The following is a 19,340-nucleotide window of genomic DNA, read 5'->3' on the forward strand; positions in this document are numbered from 1 at the left end:
GGGGTATTTTAGAAGAAAGCTAGCTGATGATCCTCATGCAGTTTCTGATATTCCTTGCCTTGGTTTTTTACGTATTTTCCTATCATATTCTCATTTCCATGCTTACCTACCGTACTCGTAAAATATCCATCAGTCCAAAATTCTCCACCCCATAATTGTTTCTTTACCTGTGGACACTGTCTAAATATTTGACGAGCTGTAACACTTTTAATTGTTGTTACTATTTTTGTTACGCTATAGGTTGGTACAGATTGTACCAAAAAATGGACATGATCTTCATCAACCCCTATTTCTAAAAATTTTATTTGATATCTCTTTTCTATCTCTAAACATATTTCTCGTAATACTTGATCAACTGATACGTCAAACACTGCTCGGCGATATTTTGCTGGAAATACCATGTGATACAGCAGTACCGTAACATTATGACTTTTATGTATATATTTGCTCATTCCGCCATATTACGCCGCAAGCGGCGGGGAATATACCCAAAAGAGATTTAACATGTTTAATAGGTGTTCTAGTTTTGTTGCTCCATCATGATCAGGTGCAAAAATTCGATAATCTATTACCCAAAACTTATTAATATCAGGGTTATAATATACCAGACTCACTACTCCTATACCTTTAGTAACTCTACCTGTAGCTCCACTGTACTGCGATCTTGCAATTTCTATTTGCTTCGTATTCCTTTTATTTAAAACCGTATCATCAAATATTGTATATCCATTAGATGAAAAAATAACATCATTCTTGATGTGTTCCCATAACAAAGAAGGTGTATATTTTTCATTCCTTAAAAATCTATTAATAACATCATGACTACATTTCTTTGCATGTTCAGCGTAGTAGGTTAAACTATAATTCTTTTGGCTAACTATTAAAAATTGACAATAATCTGTCCTATTAATTGGTATTGCTTGCAACTTTATCCTCTTTGACATGTTTAATTATTTTTACAATAATTTATCACTTTTTTACTCATAGCGTAAGTTTTGACTAGACCAGAATTAGCTAGTAGCGAAACTTTACAAAAAATAAATGAATATAAAGCTTCTTATAGTACCTCAAAAAAATCATCATCTAGCACTACTGATCAGACCTCTAATTACTTAGATAATATTTTAAATTCAACCTCACCTATTACATCAGAAATTTTATTTAAGGTAGTTAATAGATGTAAAGAAAATGAACAATATAAATTAAAACTTATTTTGGAAAAAGCTTTTAAGCAAGGTATAAATATTGATATTCAGGAAGAGCTTTGTGGGTATACTCTTCTACATACTTCTATTACAGAAAATTTAGATGAGGTGGCTACATTTTTACTAGAAGAAGGAGCTAACCCTAATATCCAAGATTATTATTTAAGCGACACTCCTCTACATTATGTTGTAAAAACGGGAGTATATACAAAGTATAAAATTGAAATAGTAGAGCTTTTAATCAAATTTACTAATTTAGAGTTAAAAAATATTGGGGGTCTTACTACTATTCAAGATGCCGTTATATCGGATAATAAAGAGGTAACAAAATTATTAATACAATATGGTGCTAACATTGATGTAAAACTTGTTAATAAAGAATCTATGTATAACGAAAAAAACTTAATAGAATTAGCAGAAAGCAGATGTGAACCAATATTAAGAGCTTTACTAACACTTACAAAAGCATGTAAAGATAATGATTTCAGCATAGTAGATAATACTATTTCATCACCTGATGTAACCCCAAGTTTTATAAATGAAGCTGAACACCAAGAATATAACTTAGCCGGTGAAACAGACAAATTTGCACCTGAAACGGCTTAAAAATTTTCTACGAAAGCATAGGGACAAATTGTCAATAGTACCAGACAGTTATTATTCTATGTCATTCTTAGCTAGAAGTGGGAATCCAGAAAAATTAACATAAAAGCAGCAAGTTTTTTAATGTCATTGTCAATTAAAAAGGGACCAGTAAATTGCACGAAAAAGGAACCACTATATTTAAAAATTTTTATGCCATATTACCTCCAGATTTATAGTTATTAATACGATAACTTTTACCTTTTATGTTTAGTATATGAGCATGATGTACCACTCGATCAATAATTGCATGAGTTAATACTTCATCAGCAAATATTTCATTCCATTTTTCAAAATCCTTGTTTGTGGTAATAATGGTAGATTTATTTTCATATCGTTTAGCAATAATATTAAAAAAGTCTTCTACTGAATGTTTTGGCAATTGCTTAAACCCGAGCTCATCAAGAATTAATAAATCAAACGATAGGAGTAATTTAACCTTTTTGTGATAACTATTATCTGCTCTTGCAATATGTAAATTATAAAGCATATCCGATACCGTAGTAAAATATACAGAGTATTCTCGTGTTAAAGCTTTTAATGCTAGCCCAATGGCAAGATGAGTTTTCCCAGTTCCTGAATCACCTATGAATATTACATTTCCCTTAGTATTAATATAATCACAAGTTGATAAATCACTTATTACTTTGGCATCAACACTTGGTTGGAAATTAAAATCAAAGTCTTCTAAATTTTTAGTTACCGGCAATTTAGCAGCACTTTTACGGCGACGGTAATTATTATCCTTACGGTTAGATTTTTCATCTTCACATAATAGTGATAGAAATTCTTTAAATCCTAGTTTATTATTTTGAGCATAAATAATCCTTTCATTTAAACTATTGACTATACCTGATAATCTAAAGCTTCGTAGGTCATTAAATAAGTTCTGCATTATTACCTCCAAACTCTGGTAATGGTAAGTTTACTGCATTACTATTTAAAATATTCTTAATTTTAGAGTAAGAACTTATACCATAATGTAGTGCTCTATGACAGGCTTTATCTATTAAGTCATCATTGTAAACCTTACGTAAAGAAATGATACCTCGTGCACAACGTTGCCAATCATTCACTCTTGTTTGTTGTAATGATTCTAATAATAAACTGCAATTATTCCCTATCTGCTGCATTTGTTGTTGATAATGTTCACTATATTCTATAAAACCTGGGCATAGACGTTTGTATTTAGCATAATGAGACGGATTAGTGGTAAATATCCCCTTGCCCTCTGTTCTAACGTGTCTTGCTATTAAATCATTTTGTATAGAAAATATTTGAACAAGTTTTGGGGACAATTGTACCATTACCTCACTGTATATATATTTTGCTGGTACAGAGTAATAATTATTATCTATGGTAATATGACAATCTTTTGCTACTTTTCGATTATGCCAAGATGACAAATCAAAAGTTTCTAATGGTAAAGGAATCAAACTACTTCTTTCCTCTTGCTCAAACAGTTCTCTAGGTATTCTCTTAGTAGTACCATGTATTCGGCTATTGGCCTTATTTAACCAATTTGCAAGACCATTTGTTAATTCTTCATATCTATCAAATTTACGACCAGCAAAAAAATTATTTTTAACGTATTTTATTCCCGACTCAACTTTGCCTTTTTCTTGCGGTTGATACACTCGACAAGGAGAAAGTAAAATTCCATAATGATCGGCTAAGCACTTATATTCCTTCTGATATACTGGCTCATAAAAATTGGCATCTACTACTCCAGCTTTAAGATTATCAAGTTTTATTACTTTTGGACTACCAGCAAAATAATTAAATGCATTGATATGACATTGAATCCATGTTTGACAACTTTGATCAAACACTACTTCATAATAATCAAGGCTGAAAATTCAAGGACTAAGTAGAACAAAACCTATAAATTTTCTGCCCAAATTTCATTGGGGGTTTTATAACCAAAAATCTTTCTTGGCATGTTATTTAAAATCTCAGCAACATTGTCAAGAGCTCTTTGTGTAACGGTAGTAATATCTGTATTTTTAGGTAAAATTCTATGAATCATAGAATTCATTTTTTCCACTAATGCTTTTTGTCTAGGGCGGTATGGATCACAAAAGAAAGTTTGAAACCCAGATAGTCTATAGGCAACATGCCCCACAAACTCTTTGCCATTATCCATAGTAATAGTCTTTCTCACACTATTTGGAAGAGTTTTTATCTTTCTTAAAAAACCATTGGTAACTGTTGTAGCTCTCTTGGAGTTATTCAGCACTAAAATAATCTTTTGACTCTTTTTATCCACCAGTGCACCAATATTCATACTTTGATTACCTTTATGAAATGTAAGATCTGCCTCAAAATGCCCTACTTCTACCTTTTTCGTAGCTATTGCATCACGCTGATGTATTGAGATCCTTTGTGGTATAATGATCCTTTGACGCCTCTTCCCTCTTTTTTGCCTTTTATATCTTTTAGAAGGTAAATAGCTATATAACTTTAATTTAGCTGCTACTGCAGAAGTGTAAACAAATCTATATATACTTTCTGTACTGATACACAAAGCTGTATTTTTGTCTAGTTTTAACTTTCCGGCTATAGCATCCGGCGACCATTTCTTGCGAATCATAGCATTTTTAATATAATCTAACAACATAGGGTTCTTTTCTATTTTTAATAACTCTTGCTGATACATCCTGTTTTCATATTTTTCCTGAGCAATACAAGGCATATACTTATCTTTTACCTTATTTCTTTTTAGCTCCATACTAATAGTGCTTTTAGACCTCGTAAGATGTTGTGCTATCTTATTAATACTGACTCCTAGGTCATACATTCTTTTTATCTCATATCTCTCTTCTCGAGATAAGTGTCTATATTTTCTGTTCATCATTACCTATTTAAAATCTTATTATTTTAAATAGGTTCTGTTCTACTTACTTATAGTATTTTCAGGCGACTATAGCTTAAACGCATATTAAATACATATGCTTTAACTCTACGCCCTTTAGAATTATACTGTAAGCCTATGTCACCAAAATCTACTTGTGCTTCCTCTCCTGCTAAAGTATGAAAACGAATGCAACTGTTATCCTTAATTTTATATTTTTTGATATAACGGGTCAAAGAAGTATAACTGCTTGTATAACCTTGATTTTTTAACTCCTCAAAAATTCTTATGTAACTCAGATTTTTTTCTAATAACTCAATTATTTTTTCGTGCCAAAAATCCAAAACTGAAGATCGTTCATAGATTGCTGGGGATTCTGTACCAGCCTCTACATAGCGGTTTATTATTTTTCGTACTGTTTTGCGGTCTGTTCTTGTTAGTTTGGCAATATTCCTTTGACTATTGCCTTGTTTATAAAGGGTGATAATTGTTGTATACATATTTATTCTTATCATTGTATCACTAGATATTTACTTGCTTAATTATCTAGTGAATATTGCACATTAACCTTATTAGGTCACACCAACTTCTCTGGTCCCTTTTTCGTGCAATTTACTGGTCCCTTTTATTTTAGCAATGACATTTAAATCAAAACTTACGCTATGTTATAGCAAATATGCTAAAAACCCTTACTACAAAGCTATGTTTTTACAGTGCATCACTTTATAATATCCTTTAATTTATAGGAATTATATCAAACATAGCGTAAGTTTTGAAATAAAAAGCTCGATTTATCTTGCTTTATGCGGGATTCCCGCCGTTGCTAAAAATGACATATAAGGTCACCTATACAGCACATTTCATAAAGGTCTAGACAAGATGAATTTCAAGGTGAGGCGGCTAGGCGTACAAAAGTACGTGAGTACAGGCGAATCCTGCAAAATTCGCTTGTATCGACCTTTATGGAATGTGCTGGACCATCTACTGTTGTGGATTCATAGATTATTCGAGGTGACTTAACATCACTTTAGCGGCTTTTATGCCTGCTTCTTTTGAGGTTTTTGGGTTAGATATTTCTGTATGGAAAGCTATTTTACTACCATCAAGATTACCGAGCATGAAATCGGTTTGTATATCACCATTATCTAAATATTTCGAATAAGCACCTATAGGCGTGCGGCAATTTGCATCTAAATATTCTAAAAGTACTCTTTCCGGCTTTATCAGCTCAAAAGTCGGTAGGTGGTTAATTTGTTTACATATTTCAATCATATCATGATCGTCTTTTCGTATTTCAATCGCAATAACACCCTGTCCTATACATGGTAACATTTGTGAATGCTCTATCAAATGACAATATTCCGGATTAAATGCATCAAGCCTTTTTAAGCCGGCATATGCAAGTATGATTGCGTCAACTTCCTTATTAATTAGCTTATTGATTCTTGAGTCAACATTACCCCTAAAAACTACTATTTCTAAATCCGGTCTTATTCTTTGTACACATAATTTTCGGCGTACTGATGAAGTCCCTATTACAGCATTTTTTGGTAGCTCTTCTATGGATTTATGTGTCAGACAAACAAACACATCTCTTGAATCTTCTCGCTCTAAAACAGCTTCAATATTCAAATCTTCAGGTATTATACCTGGAACATCTTTCAAAGAGTGAACAGCCAAATCAACCTTTTTATCAAGCAAAGCCTGCTCTATTTCTTTCAAGAATAAAGCCTTACCACCTATATCATATAAAGGTTTATTTTGGATCAAGTCGCCGCTAGTAGTGATTTCTACTATTTCGCAGTTAATATTAGGAAAATGCTTTTTGATTTGCTCAATAACTAAGTTAGTTTGCGTTAAAGCGAGCTTACTTTTCCTAGTGCCTATCCTGATAGAATTTATCATTTAAATTTATTCTTATATTATTGGTGCTATTTATGTGTCATCCCGTGGCTTGACTACGTGATCCAATATTTTGTCATACCGCAACTTGATTGCGGTATCTTAGGATATGGTCTGCAACACAAGACTCCGTGATCAAGTTATGGGATGACAATAAAAAAACTGCTCTAGTTCCCAAGCCACGGGAGGTATTGTTTTGTGGATAAGAAAAAAGTAGCTACGAACTCGATAAAGTATTGAATTGATAAAGAACTTAACCACAAATGTATATGTCAAAGCTATAAAAAGTTTACAACTGGAATAATTATAACAGAGCATTAAAAAAAAGAGGAGAAATAATTTTTACATTTTATGAAAAATATTTAGCAGAGCTATATTAGTGTTCAAGAGAGAGGAGGAGCAAGATATGTTAAATTATCACATTATAGTGTAATTCATAAATACTTACTTACGAATATATTAATTTTTCTCCAAAAAAGGGATACCTAAAATAACCTGCTATTTTTTTCCTCTATTTTTTGTCTTACCTAATCTTTGAGTACTACCTATTTTTAGATTCTAAGTCTATTAACATCATTTATTAAGATTAACAAAAAAGGATACATCATGTTTAATACAACAACTGGCATGGTGACGGTTACGGCTGCACTAAGCAATATCAAAACTAATACAAATACTACAAAAATACATAATAATGGTTCTGCTATTGTAAACTCAACTACTACGCATTTTAATCATACTCTATCTACAAGTTACCATCACAAGAAAACTAGTTCTATTAGTCATAGCTCACATAATTTGCTTCCTAAATATATGTATAATGGCAATCATTATTTTATGCAGAATTATAATAATCAGAAAGTTAATTCTTCTTTAACATCAAATCATTCTCTATATAATTCTAAAAAAATAGAGAAAGTTACTAACAATAATCACAAATTAGCTAAACCTCAACAAAAAGGTAGCTACTCTACTACACCTCACGTCCAAGAGAGAAATAAGTCTAAAGACTCTCACCATAAAAAAAACAGCAAAACAACAATAAAGCTACTTCATCGTTGGGTCATAAAAAAGGCAGTTATAAGGGCTATGACCTTAAAAAATATATAAAAGATGAATTGAACCAATTTCAGGAACAAGAAAGTTATTATTCAAGTTACGATTCATCTCATGTAAGAAATAAACGTGAAGATATAGATCCCCCAAAGCATTTAGCACAATATGCACCAAGTAATAATTCAAAACTTACGCTATGTTATAGCAAATATGCTAAAAACTCTTATTACACAGCAATGTTTTATAGTGAAGCACTTCATAATATCCCTTAATTCATGGGCATTATATCAAACATAGCGTAAGTTTTGAATTCTTTGATAATGAATGAATGTTTTTCTGAACCTTGTGCAACGCAAACACTATCCCAATATCTTGACCAATATAATGTGGATCTTGGTCATTTTGGTACTTTTAAAGTTAGTGATAATTCAAAACTTACGCTATGTTATAGCAAATATGCTAAAAACCCTTACTACAAAGCTATGTTTTTACAGTGCATCACTTTATAATATCCTTTAATTTATAGGAATTATATCAAACATAGCGTAAGTTTTGAATTATTATGGTAGGAATAGAACAGTAGTTAAAGAACATTTGCAAATAGCTATTGATAAAATTGGCGGAATATTTGGGACTAACCTACTAAATAAGGCGATAACACATGACTGCACATTAAATTTAAGTCCACCACCAACATATTCTGGAGAAAGTGGAGTCTATAGTTCAACACCTTCTCCTGGTTATAATAATGCTCAAAAGATTATATGTAACATAAGAGCCTCCTCACACATCAATAGTGATTTTCGGGTACTTGAGCATGAAATGGCCCATGCAATAATCAATGCTATACTTCAAGGTAAAATGGATTCAATGCCTCGTTTTTTTACTGAAGGATTCGCAAGTGCTGTGATGCATTATGATTCAGAGACCCTACAACAAGCACGTATTACTAGTGCTCGTAATATAGTAGTACAGCATGATTGGAATGACTTGTTCGAGCTATTAAATTATGTACAATATAATTATGCTCACCTTTATAATTATGTTGTAGGAGAGGCTTGGTTATTATTTTGTAATCATCAATCACCAACTGCACTACAAGAATACTTTCATACAATAATTAAACAACAATTTAAATCTACATTTTCAGTTCCTGTAAGTGATTTCATTGGTATAGCTTAATGCGATAAGGTAGTGACTTTTTTAAGAGCATAGTAAACAGCATCAAAAAAGTGCTCAAAATTAGAAATAGTTTTTCTTATTTCATTCTTGATTTTAAACCAGTAATGCTCAATAGGATTGCCCCTCTCTTTTTAATTTTCTATACAGATCAGAAAAAAGTTCAAATAATCTATCTTGAAATTTAAGTTCTAGTATTTTAATCTCTTTTGGGTATATTCCCCGCCGCTTGCGGCGTAATATGGCGGAATGAGCAAATATATACATAAAAGTCATAATGTTACGGTACTGCTGTATCACATGGTATTTCCAGCAAAATATCGCCGAGCAGTGTTTGACGTATCAGTTGATCAAGTATTACGAGAAATATGTTTAGAGATAGAAAAGAGATATCAAATAAAATTTTTAGAAATAGGGGTTGATGAAGATCATGTCCATTTTTTGGTACAATCTGTACCAACCTATAGCGTAACAAAAATAGTAACAACAATTAAAAGTGTTACAGCTCGTCAAATATTTAGACAGTGTCCACAGGTAAAGAAACAATTATGGGGTGGAGAATTTTGGACTGATGGATATTTTACGAGTACGGTAGGTAAGCATGGAAATGAGAATATGATAGGAAAATACGTAAAAAACCAAGGCAAGGAATATCAGAAACTGCATGAGGATCATCAGCTAGCTTTCTTCTAAAATACCCCGCTGCTTGCGGCGGGGATTACTTTTATTTAATTTGTGCAATTCTGTCCTCTTCTCTTAGGTCTCTTACAAGTTTAACGTCTGCAAAGCTATAAGCATTAATACCTAATTTTTCAACTTCACTTTTCTTGATAATTAATTTAGCAGTACCATTATTACCTTGACGTGCTGTTCTACCAAAAGCTTGATCTTCTACTCTTTTATTACAAGGTAAAAAAGCAACACATACGTGTAATCCACCATTATTTTCAAGTTCGACGGAAGTCTTAAAATCTGTTCCTCTACCGGCTATATTTGTTGCTATAACTACTTCAGCATACTTTATTTCTTTTTCAGTAATATGTGCATTTTCTTCATCAAAAAAAATCCTAATAATGATATCTTGCTTTTTGCTTTTTAATACTTCTTGTATTGTTTTTGCATCTTTTATTGTTTCGCAAATAATTAAAGAAGATCGATCTTTCTTTATTTCAGCTATAGTATCATCTGCAACTTTCTCACTAAAGATTTCATCATTTACAACCTCACCATCAATTTCGATAAATTTCTTTTCTTTATAAGTTGGAATTTTTGCGTAACCTACATTATAAATTGAAGATAATAATTCTTGTTCTGCTGTAGAACCTAAAGTACCTGTCAGACCAAATATTTTATCCCCATATTTATTAATGTAACTAAGATTAGAAATGAAGCAACTAGTTAAGCTTTCGGAAGTTAAGTGTAAATTATGTTTTAGTTGTAAAAATTGGTGAAGACCATATTGCCATATGGTATTTTTTAAAGTAATGCCTGTATTGGCATAATCTACTGGTTGAACTATTTCTTCTCCATCTTTATTGATACGAATAATATATTGTTCATCTTCATGATAATTAAATTTTGCATCAATAGCACTATTGATCCATCTATCTAACGAGTTGTCAGCATATTCTTGAATATGTGAAGGAATAATATCAATTTTCGTTGGATTAGATGATTTAATATAATCTTTGATTTTTGGAATTATTGAGTCTTGTAATTCATTCTCAAATTGTTCGTATAATAGTTTAGCTTCTTCACTATCCGGTAATTCTTGAGCTTTTCGTTTTAATTCTTCTTGAAATTCTTCTATAATCTTTTCTTCTGCTTTATAAAGTGCTTGCCATATCTTTATATAAACATATTTTAAACTTTCCATGCCGGGTAATGGTCCGGATAATTTAGCAATATGACTTGCATTATCAATAATCATACTATCTACTTCATCAAGAATAATACTCTCAAATGCCCTACCTGCACGTGTTCCAAGACCTAAAAATGTATCTTTTAGATAATCAAACTGAAAATTGCTAATACTGCCATATACAATGTCAGATTTATAACATTCTCTTTCACCGCTCTTATAGTTTTCATCTAAATTATTTGTTGTCGCATTCAAATTCAATAAGTCATAAAAGAGCTTTTTATCTTTAATTCCTTCAGATGCTAAAATAGGATTACTAGTGATAACATCTACAGTTTCACCTTGCAAAGCCTTAATAGCTGCAAGTATTGATACAATAGTAGTTTTTCCTTCTCCTGTTTGAATTTGAGATAATTGTCCCTTATCTTTTTGTTGTAAAAATGTAAGTATAGCTAAAATCTGAGTATCGCGAAGTTTATGTCCTCCCGTCACAAGCTCATTAGCCCTATCCATTATAGCTAATGCTTCATAAATTTCAGTGTCGGCAAGTTGTCCCTTCTTAGAAACTGCCCATTGATTAATTTCCAATGCTTCCTTATTTTTCCATAATTCATAAAACTCTTTGACTTTGTTATAACCTTTCTTTGAAGATTTAATATTTAAAACATCTGATTCTTCTTTTATCTCTGATAATAACTTCTCAAACGGTTTGTTTGTATTTATCAGGTTAGTATCGTAAGATTTAGCTTTTGGTAAAACACTAATAACATCTTTAATATTTCTGACACTAGAAGTATTATAATTATCATCTTGTTTTTTTTCTTCTGTGACTCTAAAAAAACCTTTTAACTTGTCATATTCAAGATCTAACTTTGAGCTAATCTCTTCAAGTACCTTATCTAACTTTTCATCTACTGCAGATTTTGTAAGTGGCTCAAAAATTTTTGTAAATTTATCCATTTGAGTTGGAAAATTTTTGACAATGTCTAATTGTTGATTACCTTCTTTATTTTTAGACACCCCTATTTTTAGTTCCTTAGTTTTGCCAAAAGCATTTTCTTTTGCCTCCTCTAGTTGTTTCTCTAGTTCTTTGATTTTAACAGTATCAGTATCGATTTCATTTTCTTCCGTTTCTACGAATTTTTTTAAAAGAGTTTGATAATTTTTAAAATTATCTATTTCTTCTATTAATGGAATATTATTAATAAGTTCTTTAATTGCTTTTTTGAACTCTGTTTCTCTTGATAATTGATCAATATCACTAGCAATTATTTTATAATAACCTTCTTCCACTAAGGAAAATAACTCCTTTTTTAAATTTGTAATTCCATTCTTAAACCATCCAATTTTGAACCATCCAAAAAATGTGTTTTTAGTATTAGTAAAGCCTTCAATAAAATCCTTCTTGTTATCTGATTTTAAATAATCCATCATAGTTTTTAGAGTTGTTAAAGATAAAATATCCTCATCTTTTTGATTTTTTATCTCTGCTATTTTAGCATGTATCTTAAACTCTATATCTTTATCAAAATACTGTTCTAAAATACTTTTTATATTTTCTGGAATTTGTATATTTGAAAAATCTTGATATAAACAAACAGTTTTATCCAAGTGTTTAATAATACAAAAAGTAGCTTTAACATTGTGCTCGCTATGACAAATAATAAAAATTGGTTTTTCGTTAATATCATCATCCTTATGTGACTCTAATCGTTCATTTAATTTGCTAATATCACAAACAATAAGTTGATTTTTATCGTATTCTTGTTGCTCGGCAATACGTTGTCCTAATTCATTAATATTTTCAAGAGTTAACGAATCATCTGTTAAGAGTTTGTTACCAATATCACTTACATTTGCATGAGTTGTTTTTACTTGTGCATTAATTTCTTTATTACATTTATTAATATTTCGAGCTAACTTTCTTTTCATAAGTGATCTCCACTAAATTTGTGCATAATAATTATTATGTTCTCCAGTTATATTAGTCTCAAGAGAATCGGTTTCTAAATAACTGCTATTACTAATATTGATATCTAAGTTAGATAACTCTGAAGCTAGCGTATATTGTTCAGTATTTTTTATTGATTCCATAACCTCATTAAGTTGCTCCTGTACCAACTCAACACAAGATACAAATCGTTGATCTTCGTTACTTCCTATCTCAAATTTATCTTTTGCATTAGAGAATTTATCTTTTGCTTCATGAAATTTGCTATTAGCTAGCTCATATTTTTGTTGTTGTTTTAGTTTGTGTGCTTCTTGTAGCAACTCAAACCCATTTTGTTGCGATTCAAGACCTTCATTGAATAGTTCATTTCCTTCTATTTTAAAAGAAGCAAGGGTTTCATATTGTTTAAATTTGGGATCATTAGGAACTATTTTTAAACCATCTTTTGCTTCTCTCAGGACTTCTTGAAAAACTTCTCCTGCTTCTTTAGATCTATCGTCTTCTGTATCATTTTCAGCTTCCCAAGCCTTATTCCATAAGGTCTCAAGTTTTGATAATTTATTTATGATAGTTTGGGCTTTTTCGTAATTAATCGCATATATATTTTTCTCTTTTGTAATTTGAGATTTATTGTAAGCTTCTTGATATTTATTGTGGGATTCATGATACCTGCCTTGATCAAATAAATTATCACCTTGAGAATTTAGGTTTATAGCATCTAGTTCAGCTTTGACTTTAGCCAGACTACTTTTATATACATCGCTATTAGGACGTATATTTATGGCCTTTTCAAATTTTTCTTGTGCATTTTTATATTTGAGAATTTTAACAGCAATATCTCCTCCAGTGCTAGCTTCACTCAATAATTGATAACCTTCCTTATTATATACTTTTGCCTGTATTAGGTCTCTATTATTTTTGTATTGGTCACGTTGATTAAATATTTGTGTTTTATCATAAGCCGCTTGATACTTTATTATAGCCTCAGCAAACTTCCCCTGATTCAAGAGAATATTAGCCTGATCACTCAATGCAATTGCATCTAACTCTGTTTGAGCTTTATCTTTATTCTTTTTATATTCATGGGGGCTATAAAATAATTTGCTGAAAAAGTTATCATTTTTTTTGGCAACTTCAGATATGTCATAAGCCTGCTGGTACTTATCTTTTGCTTCACTAAAATTACCACTCGCAAATAGTATATTCCCCTGCTCGTTTAACTCTGTAGCATCTAACTCTACCTGTGCTCTTGCAGCACCTGTCCTATTATAGTAATCTTTGTTAACTTCAGAAACATATACTGCTTCATTATATTTTATCTTAGCTTCCACATAATTTTCGGCACGGTATAACGCCTCACCTTGTTCATATAACTGCTTAGCACTTATTTCTACTTTTACTTTAGATATTTCATTATTGTAAGTAGATTTTACATTCATTATCTTAGAACTACCATGAGCAACCTGATATTCCTTTAAAGCATCACTGTACTTACCTTGACTAAACAACATCTTACCACATTGGTACGCACTTTGTGCATCTAGCTCGACTTGGGCTTTACTTATGCAGTTAGTGTATGTCGTTTTATTAACAACAACTGATGATTTGTTGCAGGCTTGCTGATATTTGTCTTTTGCACTATCATACCTACCGGCATTGAACTCTACATCACCCAATTCTTTTAGCCCTATAGCATTTAGTTCGGTCTTAGCTTTATCCTTATAAAGAGCATATTTGTTTTTTTCTTTTGTAATTTGAGATTTATCATGTGCTTCTTGATACTTGACTTTTGCACTATCATACCTACCGGCATTGAACTCTACATCACCCAATTCTTTTAGCCCTATAGCATTTAGTTCGGTCTTAGCTTTATCCTTATAAAGAGCATATTTGTTTTTTTCTTTTGTAATTTGAGATTTATCATGTGCTTCTTGATACTTGACTTTTGCACTATCATACCTACCAGCATTGAACTCTACATCACCCAATTCTTTTAGCCCTATAGCATTTAGTTCGGTCTTAGCTTTATCCTTATAAAGAGCATATTTGTTTTTTTCTTTTGTAATTTGAGATTTATCATAAGCTTCCTGATATTTATTGTGAGCTTCGTGATACCTGCCTTGGTTAAATAAATTATCACCTTGGGAATTTAAGTTTATAGCATCTGTTTCAGCTTTAGCCTTATTTATATTATCCTTATAGACATCATAATTTGCTTTATTACTCGAGTGTGTATAAGCATTACTAAAATACTCCTTTGCTTCACTAAATTTGCCATTATCAAACAATTGTCTTCCTATCTCATTTAGTTTTGATGCAGCTACCTCTTTATTATGGCTTAAGCACTCTCCAGTTTTACTGTCAAAATATAAACTACACCATTTAGACACATTAGTTATTTTTCCAGCAATCTTCGATGCACCCCACACGATCGTACCAACTATAGGAACCCAGTTTATATGCTTTGATACCCCCACCAATATCTTACCTCTTGTAATCCGTAACTTGAAGATAGTTTTTCACTATTACCATTAGGATATGGCCCCTTATACCCTTGCAAAACCCAAGTAGAGTCCCAGCATATATCATCCTTTGGTATAGAATTTAGAAATTGTTCTTTTAGCCTTGAAGAAGGTAGACTATCATAAAAATTCCTGAAATTTCCTTTATCTAAATCACTTTCATAAAAATAATATAAATCATTAGGCATATATCAATCCCTTTTATCTTGTTAATTACTATTATTAATAATACTAAGGCTTGCTATAACTTATACTCTTCTCTAGGAAAATTAATATTTCTCTCTGTTCGTAACAGCGTTCTGTAAGATTTCATAATTAAAGACTACTCGTAGGCAGTGTGCCTCTAATTGCTTAGCAATCTCGGGTATTTTTAAATAAGCAGATAAAGCTAAAAATATTTGTAAAGTTTCAGATGTTGTTTGCCAAATCTTGTCAAGAGACTTAGCTCTGACTGTTTGCATATTATGTAATCTATCAAATAGCTTAATTAATAATAAATCATCCTTCTTTTGCATATATAATATCTTCACCATTTCTACGGCACTAATCTTATGATCTTTCTTAATTCTGGTTAAATCTTCAACATAATAGGCTATCTTATCATTAAATGCTTCTGCTATCATTTCTTTAGTAAGCTCTGTATCCTCAATAACATCATGTAATATAGCGGTAACAATAATATCAGTTTTAAATAAGTAATCAGATACCATATATGCTACTTCTAAAGTATGAGTATAAAATAATTCTCCAGTTTTTCGTTTTTGTCCACTGTGATATTTTTTGGCATAGTAAATAGCCTTAGTAACTTGATTAAGATTTATCTTATTTGTTGCATATTTATTTAATAACCAAAGTTTGTGTAATAATCTTTTACTATAAGAACAATTATTTAAAGACTCTTCATACTTATAATTTACTGGATTTTTAACCATATTACGCCATTCTTTACTCATCCCTTTAGTTTAGTTAACTAAACTAATCATAGTCAAGATATTTTTACTACAGTATGGTTACCAGGACTATAGTTTTATAGATATTTAAGTAAAGTCTTGTAAATTTTTTTACAAGACTTTACTTTATTTAGTAATTATTGATGATATATAGGCAATTTTACTGGTATATTACATGTAACAGTCGTACTCTTACCTTCTTCGCTTTCTACCTCAATATCTCCGTGCATTTCATGGATAAGTCTTTTAACAAAGCTAAGTCCGCAGTTTAACCCTTTATACTCAGTTGCAGAATCAAATTCAGTATTCTTACCTCTAATATATTGCTGTATTTCCTCAGACATGCCAATACCTGTATCATGGACAATAAGCTGTAGCACCATCTCTTTATTATCTTCGTCTATAGTAGTAGGAAATAAATTGATTGTCACAATAACTTTGCCTTCTTCAGTAAATTTAACTGAATTAGCTACTAATTGTTCTAATATTGCCTTTATCCAGTAACTATCTCCAATAATAATCTTGACTATATCATACTGAAAATTACAAAAAAGATCTAAACCTTTATCCTTAGCTTCTGGTATAATTTTATTAACAGTTTCATTTACTAATTGCTCTAGATTAAAAGCTTGTAGATCTATGGGAACTAGTTTAGCATCTTTATGCAGCAAATTAACCAGATTATGAGAATAATCTAATAGTCCCTTAGCACAATCTATGACAATATTAGATAAGGAGTTCTTCTTATTAGGATCTTTTTCTACTCCATAAAGTGTAAGTAGCTCAGAGAGCATTTCATTACATGATATAGCATAAATCATTAAGATACTGACAATTTAATAGTATTAAAAACAGCATCATAAAATGTTTCAAAATCTTCTACAACTTTCCTAATTTCATTTTTTATCTTAAACCAGTAATGCTCTATAGGATTTAAATCAGGAGAGTAAGTTGGTAAATACAATATGGTACAACCAACGGATTCAATGAACTCTTTAACTTTAGAATTTTTATGAAAATTAATGTTATCCATAATAACGGTTTGCCCAGGTTGTAATTCTGTAATTAATACATCCCTAATATAAGTTTTAAAGACCTCTGTATTACAATTACCTTCAAATATTACAGGAGCAATAAGATTACCATTACAAAGACCAGCTATCATACTTATTCTAAATTTATGTTGATACACCTTTTCTCCATAACACCTTTGTCCTATAATGCTCCATCCATACTCTTTGCAAGCATTATCCTCTATTCCAGATTCATCAAGATATACTAATTTGTCTTTTGTGATGGTTTGTATCTTTGCTATAAATTCATTTCTTAATTTAATATCTCTTTTCGGATGAAAATGAGTTTTTTTATAGCTATAGCCAAGTTTTCTGATTTGTCTTAAAATAGTTACAGATGCAATATTACCCCATTGCTTTGCTAACTCCTTTGATGTTTTATTCATATTAGCTTTAAAAAATTCTTTAAAAGATTCTGAATCTTTTATCTTATGACTATGTCCTTTCTGATAACCAGTTGCTGCTTCTAAAGTACCTTGCTTATCTTTTAATTTTTTCCATTTATATATAGTATCACGACTTACATTAAATAATTTACTTACCTTACTTATTCGTATCCCTGCTTCTACAGCTTTTATAACTCTTAGTCTTAGTTCTATTGCATATGCTCGTGCCATATCTCTTTACATGCTTGTTAATATTTGCTTACTATAACATGATACTCTCGCTCTGTCAGTACCTTAATGACTTATGCTATATATCTAATTTATTACTAATATTTTTAATTAAATCTATCTTAAATATATTAGATTCTTTTAGTTCATGCTTTGCCTTTTGTAATTTTTGCTCTAATTCTTGATGTTTGTCTGTAAAACTGTATTCAGGGTCAGATGGCATTAATGTGACAGATATAGGAGATAATTGCAATATCCAAGCTTGCTGCAGAGAATTTTTAACGTTATTATTATCTTTTTGTTGATTTTGATTATTAATTGTCATAGCATTTCCTTGCTGTTAAAGTTAAGAAAACAGCTCAGAGGTTAAAGTGCTAAAATTTTGTAGTTTTTAATTTAACCTCTGAACTAGAACTGCACCACGGCTGCTCTTAACAAGGACAGATATCCTAACTATTCCATGAAGTACAGAGGATTTAAGAGCTTTTTTGACAGATTTCTACACAATTTAATAAAGAGCTGCATAAATGAGACACAGCTAAATTACTATTATTTGTTAGCTCAGATCTTTGTCTATTACATACAAATCAAAACTAGTATTAATGATGCTACAGAAAACATCAAGAATTCCTTGAAAATCCCTTGTAATACAGTATTTTGCTGGCATTTAAACCTATTTTATACTATAATTTAGTATAAATATTTTAATAATAATTTCATGTCAGTAAAGAACTCAGATAAACCACAACCATTCCTACAATGGGTTGGTGGTAAAAGAAAAATTGCCGATCAATTAATTAAGTTTCTTCCATCAACACTGAATAACTACTATGAACCATTCCTTGGTGGTGGGGCTTTATTTTTTCAAATTAGAGATAAATTTAAACAATGCTATTTATCTGATATTAATCTAGAGCTAGTAACTAGCTATAACGCAATAAAGAAGAATCCAGATAAGGTCAGTAAACTATTAGACTCTCATAAAGAAAAACACTCTAAAGAACATTATTATCAAGTTAGAAGTAATAATGACAGTAACGACCCAGCAAAGATTACCGCAAGATTTATCTATCTTAATAGATATTCATTTAAAGGCATTTACCGGATTAATATTGATGGCAAACCAGCTCAAACTTTCTCTGGTAGGAATTATAGTAAATCTGATCTTGCTTCTCGATTAAAACAGTGTAGTCAGCTTTTAGCTGACACATCTATTTGTGCTATGGATTTTTCGTTCATTGAACCACAAAAAGGTGATTTTGTTTATTTTGATCCTCCTTATCATAAATCAGGTGAGAAGTTTTATACCAGATTACCCTTTGATGAAAATGATCAAACGAGACTTAAAGATTTTGCTACAGAACTCAATAATCAAGGTATAAAAATAATGATTTCTAATAGTAATACTCCCTTTATTAGAAACTTATACAAAAATTTTAATATTAGTACTATTAAGGTTAAATATTCTATGCCTGAGCACAATAAAATATCTGATGAAGTAGTTATTACAAATTATCAATTACCACAATAG

At 30.8% G+C, this 19,340-nt stretch carries 20 protein-coding genes; 6 read left to right on the forward strand and 14 right to left on the reverse strand.

What is annotated here, in order from left to right; translation table 11 throughout:
• Nucleotides 1-8 precede the first annotated feature (8 nt).
• Nucleotides 9-452: an IS200/IS605 family transposase gene (tnpA, locus tag AAGD55_RS04860; protein WP_341790826.1), complete on the reverse strand. Its 444-nt coding sequence runs from the start codon at nt 450-452 to the stop codon at nt 9-11.
• Between the two features lie 9 nt (nt 453-461).
• Nucleotides 462-944 (reverse strand): hypothetical protein, encoded by a 483-nt coding sequence (locus AAGD55_RS04865; RefSeq protein WP_341791651.1) that lies wholly within the window; start codon nt 942-944, stop codon nt 462-464.
• A 51-nt stretch (nt 945-995) separates the two neighbouring features.
• Between AAGD55_RS04865 and AAGD55_RS04870 the strand changes: the two genes are divergently transcribed.
• Nucleotides 996-1,811 (forward strand): ankyrin repeat domain-containing protein, encoded by an 816-nt coding sequence (locus tag AAGD55_RS04870; protein ID WP_341792338.1) that lies wholly within the window; start codon nt 996-998, stop codon nt 1,809-1,811.
• Between the two features lie 187 nt (nt 1,812-1,998).
• Here the strand turns inward: AAGD55_RS04870 and istB are convergent, their stop codons facing one another.
• From istB to hemC, 5 genes are all read right to left on the reverse strand, one after another.
• Nucleotides 1,999-2,742 (reverse strand): IS21-like element helper ATPase IstB, encoded by a 744-nt coding sequence (gene istB, locus AAGD55_RS04875; RefSeq protein WP_341790851.1) that lies wholly within the window; start codon nt 2,740-2,742, stop codon nt 1,999-2,001.
• Nucleotides 2,726-3,679, reverse strand: a complete 954-nt coding sequence (locus AAGD55_RS04880) for a Mu transposase domain-containing protein (RefSeq protein WP_341792144.1) — start codon at nt 3,677-3,679, stop codon at nt 2,726-2,728. The genes istB and AAGD55_RS04880 overlap by 17 nt, the downstream gene beginning before the upstream one ends.
• 50 nt (nt 3,680-3,729) lie before the next feature.
• Entirely contained in the window at nt 3,730-4,704 is a 975-nt protein-coding gene (locus AAGD55_RS04885; protein WP_341790922.1) for an IS30 family transposase, read from the reverse strand.
• Nucleotides 4,705-4,751: 47 nt separating this feature from the next.
• Complete coding sequence (locus tag AAGD55_RS04890) at nt 4,752-5,201, reverse strand: helix-turn-helix domain-containing protein (protein ID WP_341792339.1); 450 nt, start codon at nt 5,199-5,201, stop codon at nt 4,752-4,754.
• Between the two features lie 502 nt (nt 5,202-5,703).
• On the reverse strand, nt 5,704-6,606 hold the full coding sequence (hemC, locus tag AAGD55_RS04900) for a hydroxymethylbilane synthase (protein ID WP_341792340.1): 903 nt from the start codon (nt 6,604-6,606) through the stop codon (nt 5,704-5,706).
• Between the two features lie 603 nt (nt 6,607-7,209).
• On the opposite strand from hemC, the gene AAGD55_RS04905 reads away from it, so the two are divergent.
• From AAGD55_RS04905 to tnpA (AAGD55_RS04920), 4 genes are all read left to right on the forward strand, one after another.
• Nucleotides 7,210-7,713 carry a hypothetical protein gene (locus AAGD55_RS04905; protein WP_341792341.1) on the forward strand — a complete coding sequence of 168 codons (504 nt, stop codon included), beginning with the start codon at nt 7,210-7,212 and terminating at the stop codon, nt 7,711-7,713.
• A gap of 8 nt (nt 7,714-7,721) precedes the next feature.
• The gene (locus AAGD55_RS04910) at nt 7,722-7,931 is read left to right on the forward strand and encodes a hypothetical protein (protein ID WP_341792342.1); all 210 of its coding nucleotides are present in this window, start codon (nt 7,722-7,724) and stop codon (nt 7,929-7,931) included.
• A gap of 280 nt (nt 7,932-8,211) precedes the next feature.
• Nucleotides 8,212-8,841, forward strand: a complete 630-nt coding sequence (locus AAGD55_RS04915; RefSeq protein WP_341792343.1) for a hypothetical protein — start codon at nt 8,212-8,214, stop codon at nt 8,839-8,841.
• A gap of 246 nt (nt 8,842-9,087) precedes the next feature.
• A complete protein-coding gene (gene tnpA / locus AAGD55_RS04920; protein ID WP_341790826.1) occupies nt 9,088-9,531 on the forward strand; it encodes an IS200/IS605 family transposase in 444 nt (147 codons plus the stop codon).
• Nucleotides 9,532-9,562: 31 nt separating this feature from the next.
• On the opposite strand, the gene AAGD55_RS04925 is transcribed toward tnpA (AAGD55_RS04920), so the two are convergent.
• The 7 genes from AAGD55_RS04925 to AAGD55_RS04955 form a co-directional block, all read right to left on the reverse strand.
• Nucleotides 9,563-12,631: a hypothetical protein gene (locus AAGD55_RS04925; RefSeq protein ID WP_341792344.1), complete on the reverse strand. Its 3,069-nt coding sequence runs from the start codon at nt 12,629-12,631 to the stop codon at nt 9,563-9,565.
• 12 nt (nt 12,632-12,643) lie between these two features.
• The gene (locus tag AAGD55_RS04930; protein ID WP_341792345.1) at nt 12,644-15,079 is read right to left on the reverse strand and encodes a hypothetical protein; all 2,436 of its coding nucleotides are present in this window, start codon (nt 15,077-15,079) and stop codon (nt 12,644-12,646) included.
• A gap of 26 nt (nt 15,080-15,105) precedes the next feature.
• Nucleotides 15,106-15,360 carry a hypothetical protein gene (locus AAGD55_RS04935; protein ID WP_341792346.1) on the reverse strand — a complete coding sequence of 85 codons (255 nt, stop codon included), beginning with the start codon at nt 15,358-15,360 and terminating at the stop codon, nt 15,106-15,108.
• A gap of 81 nt (nt 15,361-15,441) precedes the next feature.
• A complete protein-coding gene (locus AAGD55_RS04940; protein WP_341792347.1) occupies nt 15,442-16,125 on the reverse strand; it encodes an HD domain-containing protein in 684 nt (227 codons plus the stop codon).
• Between the two features lie 134 nt (nt 16,126-16,259).
• A complete protein-coding gene (locus AAGD55_RS04945; RefSeq protein ID WP_341792348.1) occupies nt 16,260-16,943 on the reverse strand; it encodes a sensor histidine kinase in 684 nt (227 codons plus the stop codon).
• Nucleotides 16,943-17,812 (reverse strand): IS630 family transposase, encoded by an 870-nt coding sequence (locus AAGD55_RS04950; protein ID WP_341791135.1) that lies wholly within the window; start codon nt 17,810-17,812, stop codon nt 16,943-16,945. Before AAGD55_RS04950 ends, AAGD55_RS04945 begins: the two co-directional genes overlap by 1 nt.
• Nucleotides 17,813-17,888: 76 nt before the next feature.
• Nucleotides 17,889-18,134, reverse strand: a complete 246-nt coding sequence (locus tag AAGD55_RS04955) for a hypothetical protein (protein ID WP_341792349.1) — start codon at nt 18,132-18,134, stop codon at nt 17,889-17,891.
• Nucleotides 18,135-18,527: 393 nt separating this feature from the next.
• Between AAGD55_RS04955 and AAGD55_RS04960 the strand changes: the two genes are divergently transcribed.
• A complete protein-coding gene (locus AAGD55_RS04960) occupies nt 18,528-19,340 on the forward strand; it encodes a Dam family site-specific DNA-(adenine-N6)-methyltransferase (RefSeq protein ID WP_341792350.1) in 813 nt (270 codons plus the stop codon).

The organism is Rickettsia endosymbiont of Gonocerus acuteangulatus (genome assembly GCF_964026435.1).
Lineage (GTDB): Bacteria > Pseudomonadota > Alphaproteobacteria > Rickettsiales > Rickettsiaceae > Rickettsia.

Excerpts from the sequence above, each read along its gene's own strand:
- AAGD55_RS04865 (WP_341791651.1), bottom strand. The coding sequence starts at position 944 with ATGTCAAAGAGGATAAAGTTGCAAGCAATACCAATTAATAGGACAGAT.
- AAGD55_RS04945 (WP_341792348.1), bottom strand. The coding sequence starts at position 16,943 with ATGATTTATGCTATATCATGTAATGAAATGCTCTCTGAGCTACTTACA.
- AAGD55_RS04885 (WP_341790922.1), bottom strand. The coding sequence starts at position 4,704 with ATGATGAACAGAAAATATAGACACTTATCTCGAGAAGAGAGATATGAG.
- AAGD55_RS04890 (WP_341792339.1), bottom strand. The coding sequence starts at position 5,201 with ATGTATACAACAATTATCACCCTTTATAAACAAGGCAATAGTCAAAGG.
- AAGD55_RS04905 (WP_341792341.1), top strand. The coding sequence starts at position 7,210 with ATGTTTAATACAACAACTGGCATGGTGACGGTTACGGCTGCACTAAGC.
- hemC (WP_341792340.1), bottom strand. The coding sequence starts at position 6,606 with ATGATAAATTCTATCAGGATAGGCACTAGGAAAAGTAAGCTCGCTTTA.
- AAGD55_RS04935 (WP_341792346.1), bottom strand. The coding sequence starts at position 15,360 with ATGCCTAATGATTTATATTATTTTTATGAAAGTGATTTAGATAAAGGA.
- AAGD55_RS04950 (WP_341791135.1), bottom strand. The coding sequence starts at position 17,812 with ATGGCACGAGCATATGCAATAGAACTAAGACTAAGAGTTATAAAAGCT.
- AAGD55_RS04925 (WP_341792344.1), bottom strand. The coding sequence starts at position 12,631 with ATGAAAAGAAAGTTAGCTCGAAATATTAATAAATGTAATAAAGAAATT.
- AAGD55_RS04940 (WP_341792347.1), bottom strand. The coding sequence starts at position 16,125 with ATGAGTAAAGAATGGCGTAATATGGTTAAAAATCCAGTAAATTATAAG.
- AAGD55_RS04955 (WP_341792349.1), bottom strand. The coding sequence starts at position 18,134 with ATGACAATTAATAATCAAAATCAACAAAAAGATAATAATAACGTTAAA.
- tnpA (WP_341790826.1), top strand. The coding sequence starts at position 9,088 with ATGAGCAAATATATACATAAAAGTCATAATGTTACGGTACTGCTGTAT.
- istB (WP_341790851.1), bottom strand. The coding sequence starts at position 2,742 with ATGCAGAACTTATTTAATGACCTACGAAGCTTTAGATTATCAGGTATA.
- tnpA (WP_341790826.1), bottom strand. The coding sequence starts at position 452 with ATGAGCAAATATATACATAAAAGTCATAATGTTACGGTACTGCTGTAT.
- AAGD55_RS04960 (WP_341792350.1), top strand. The coding sequence starts at position 18,528 with ATGTCAGTAAAGAACTCAGATAAACCACAACCATTCCTACAATGGGTT.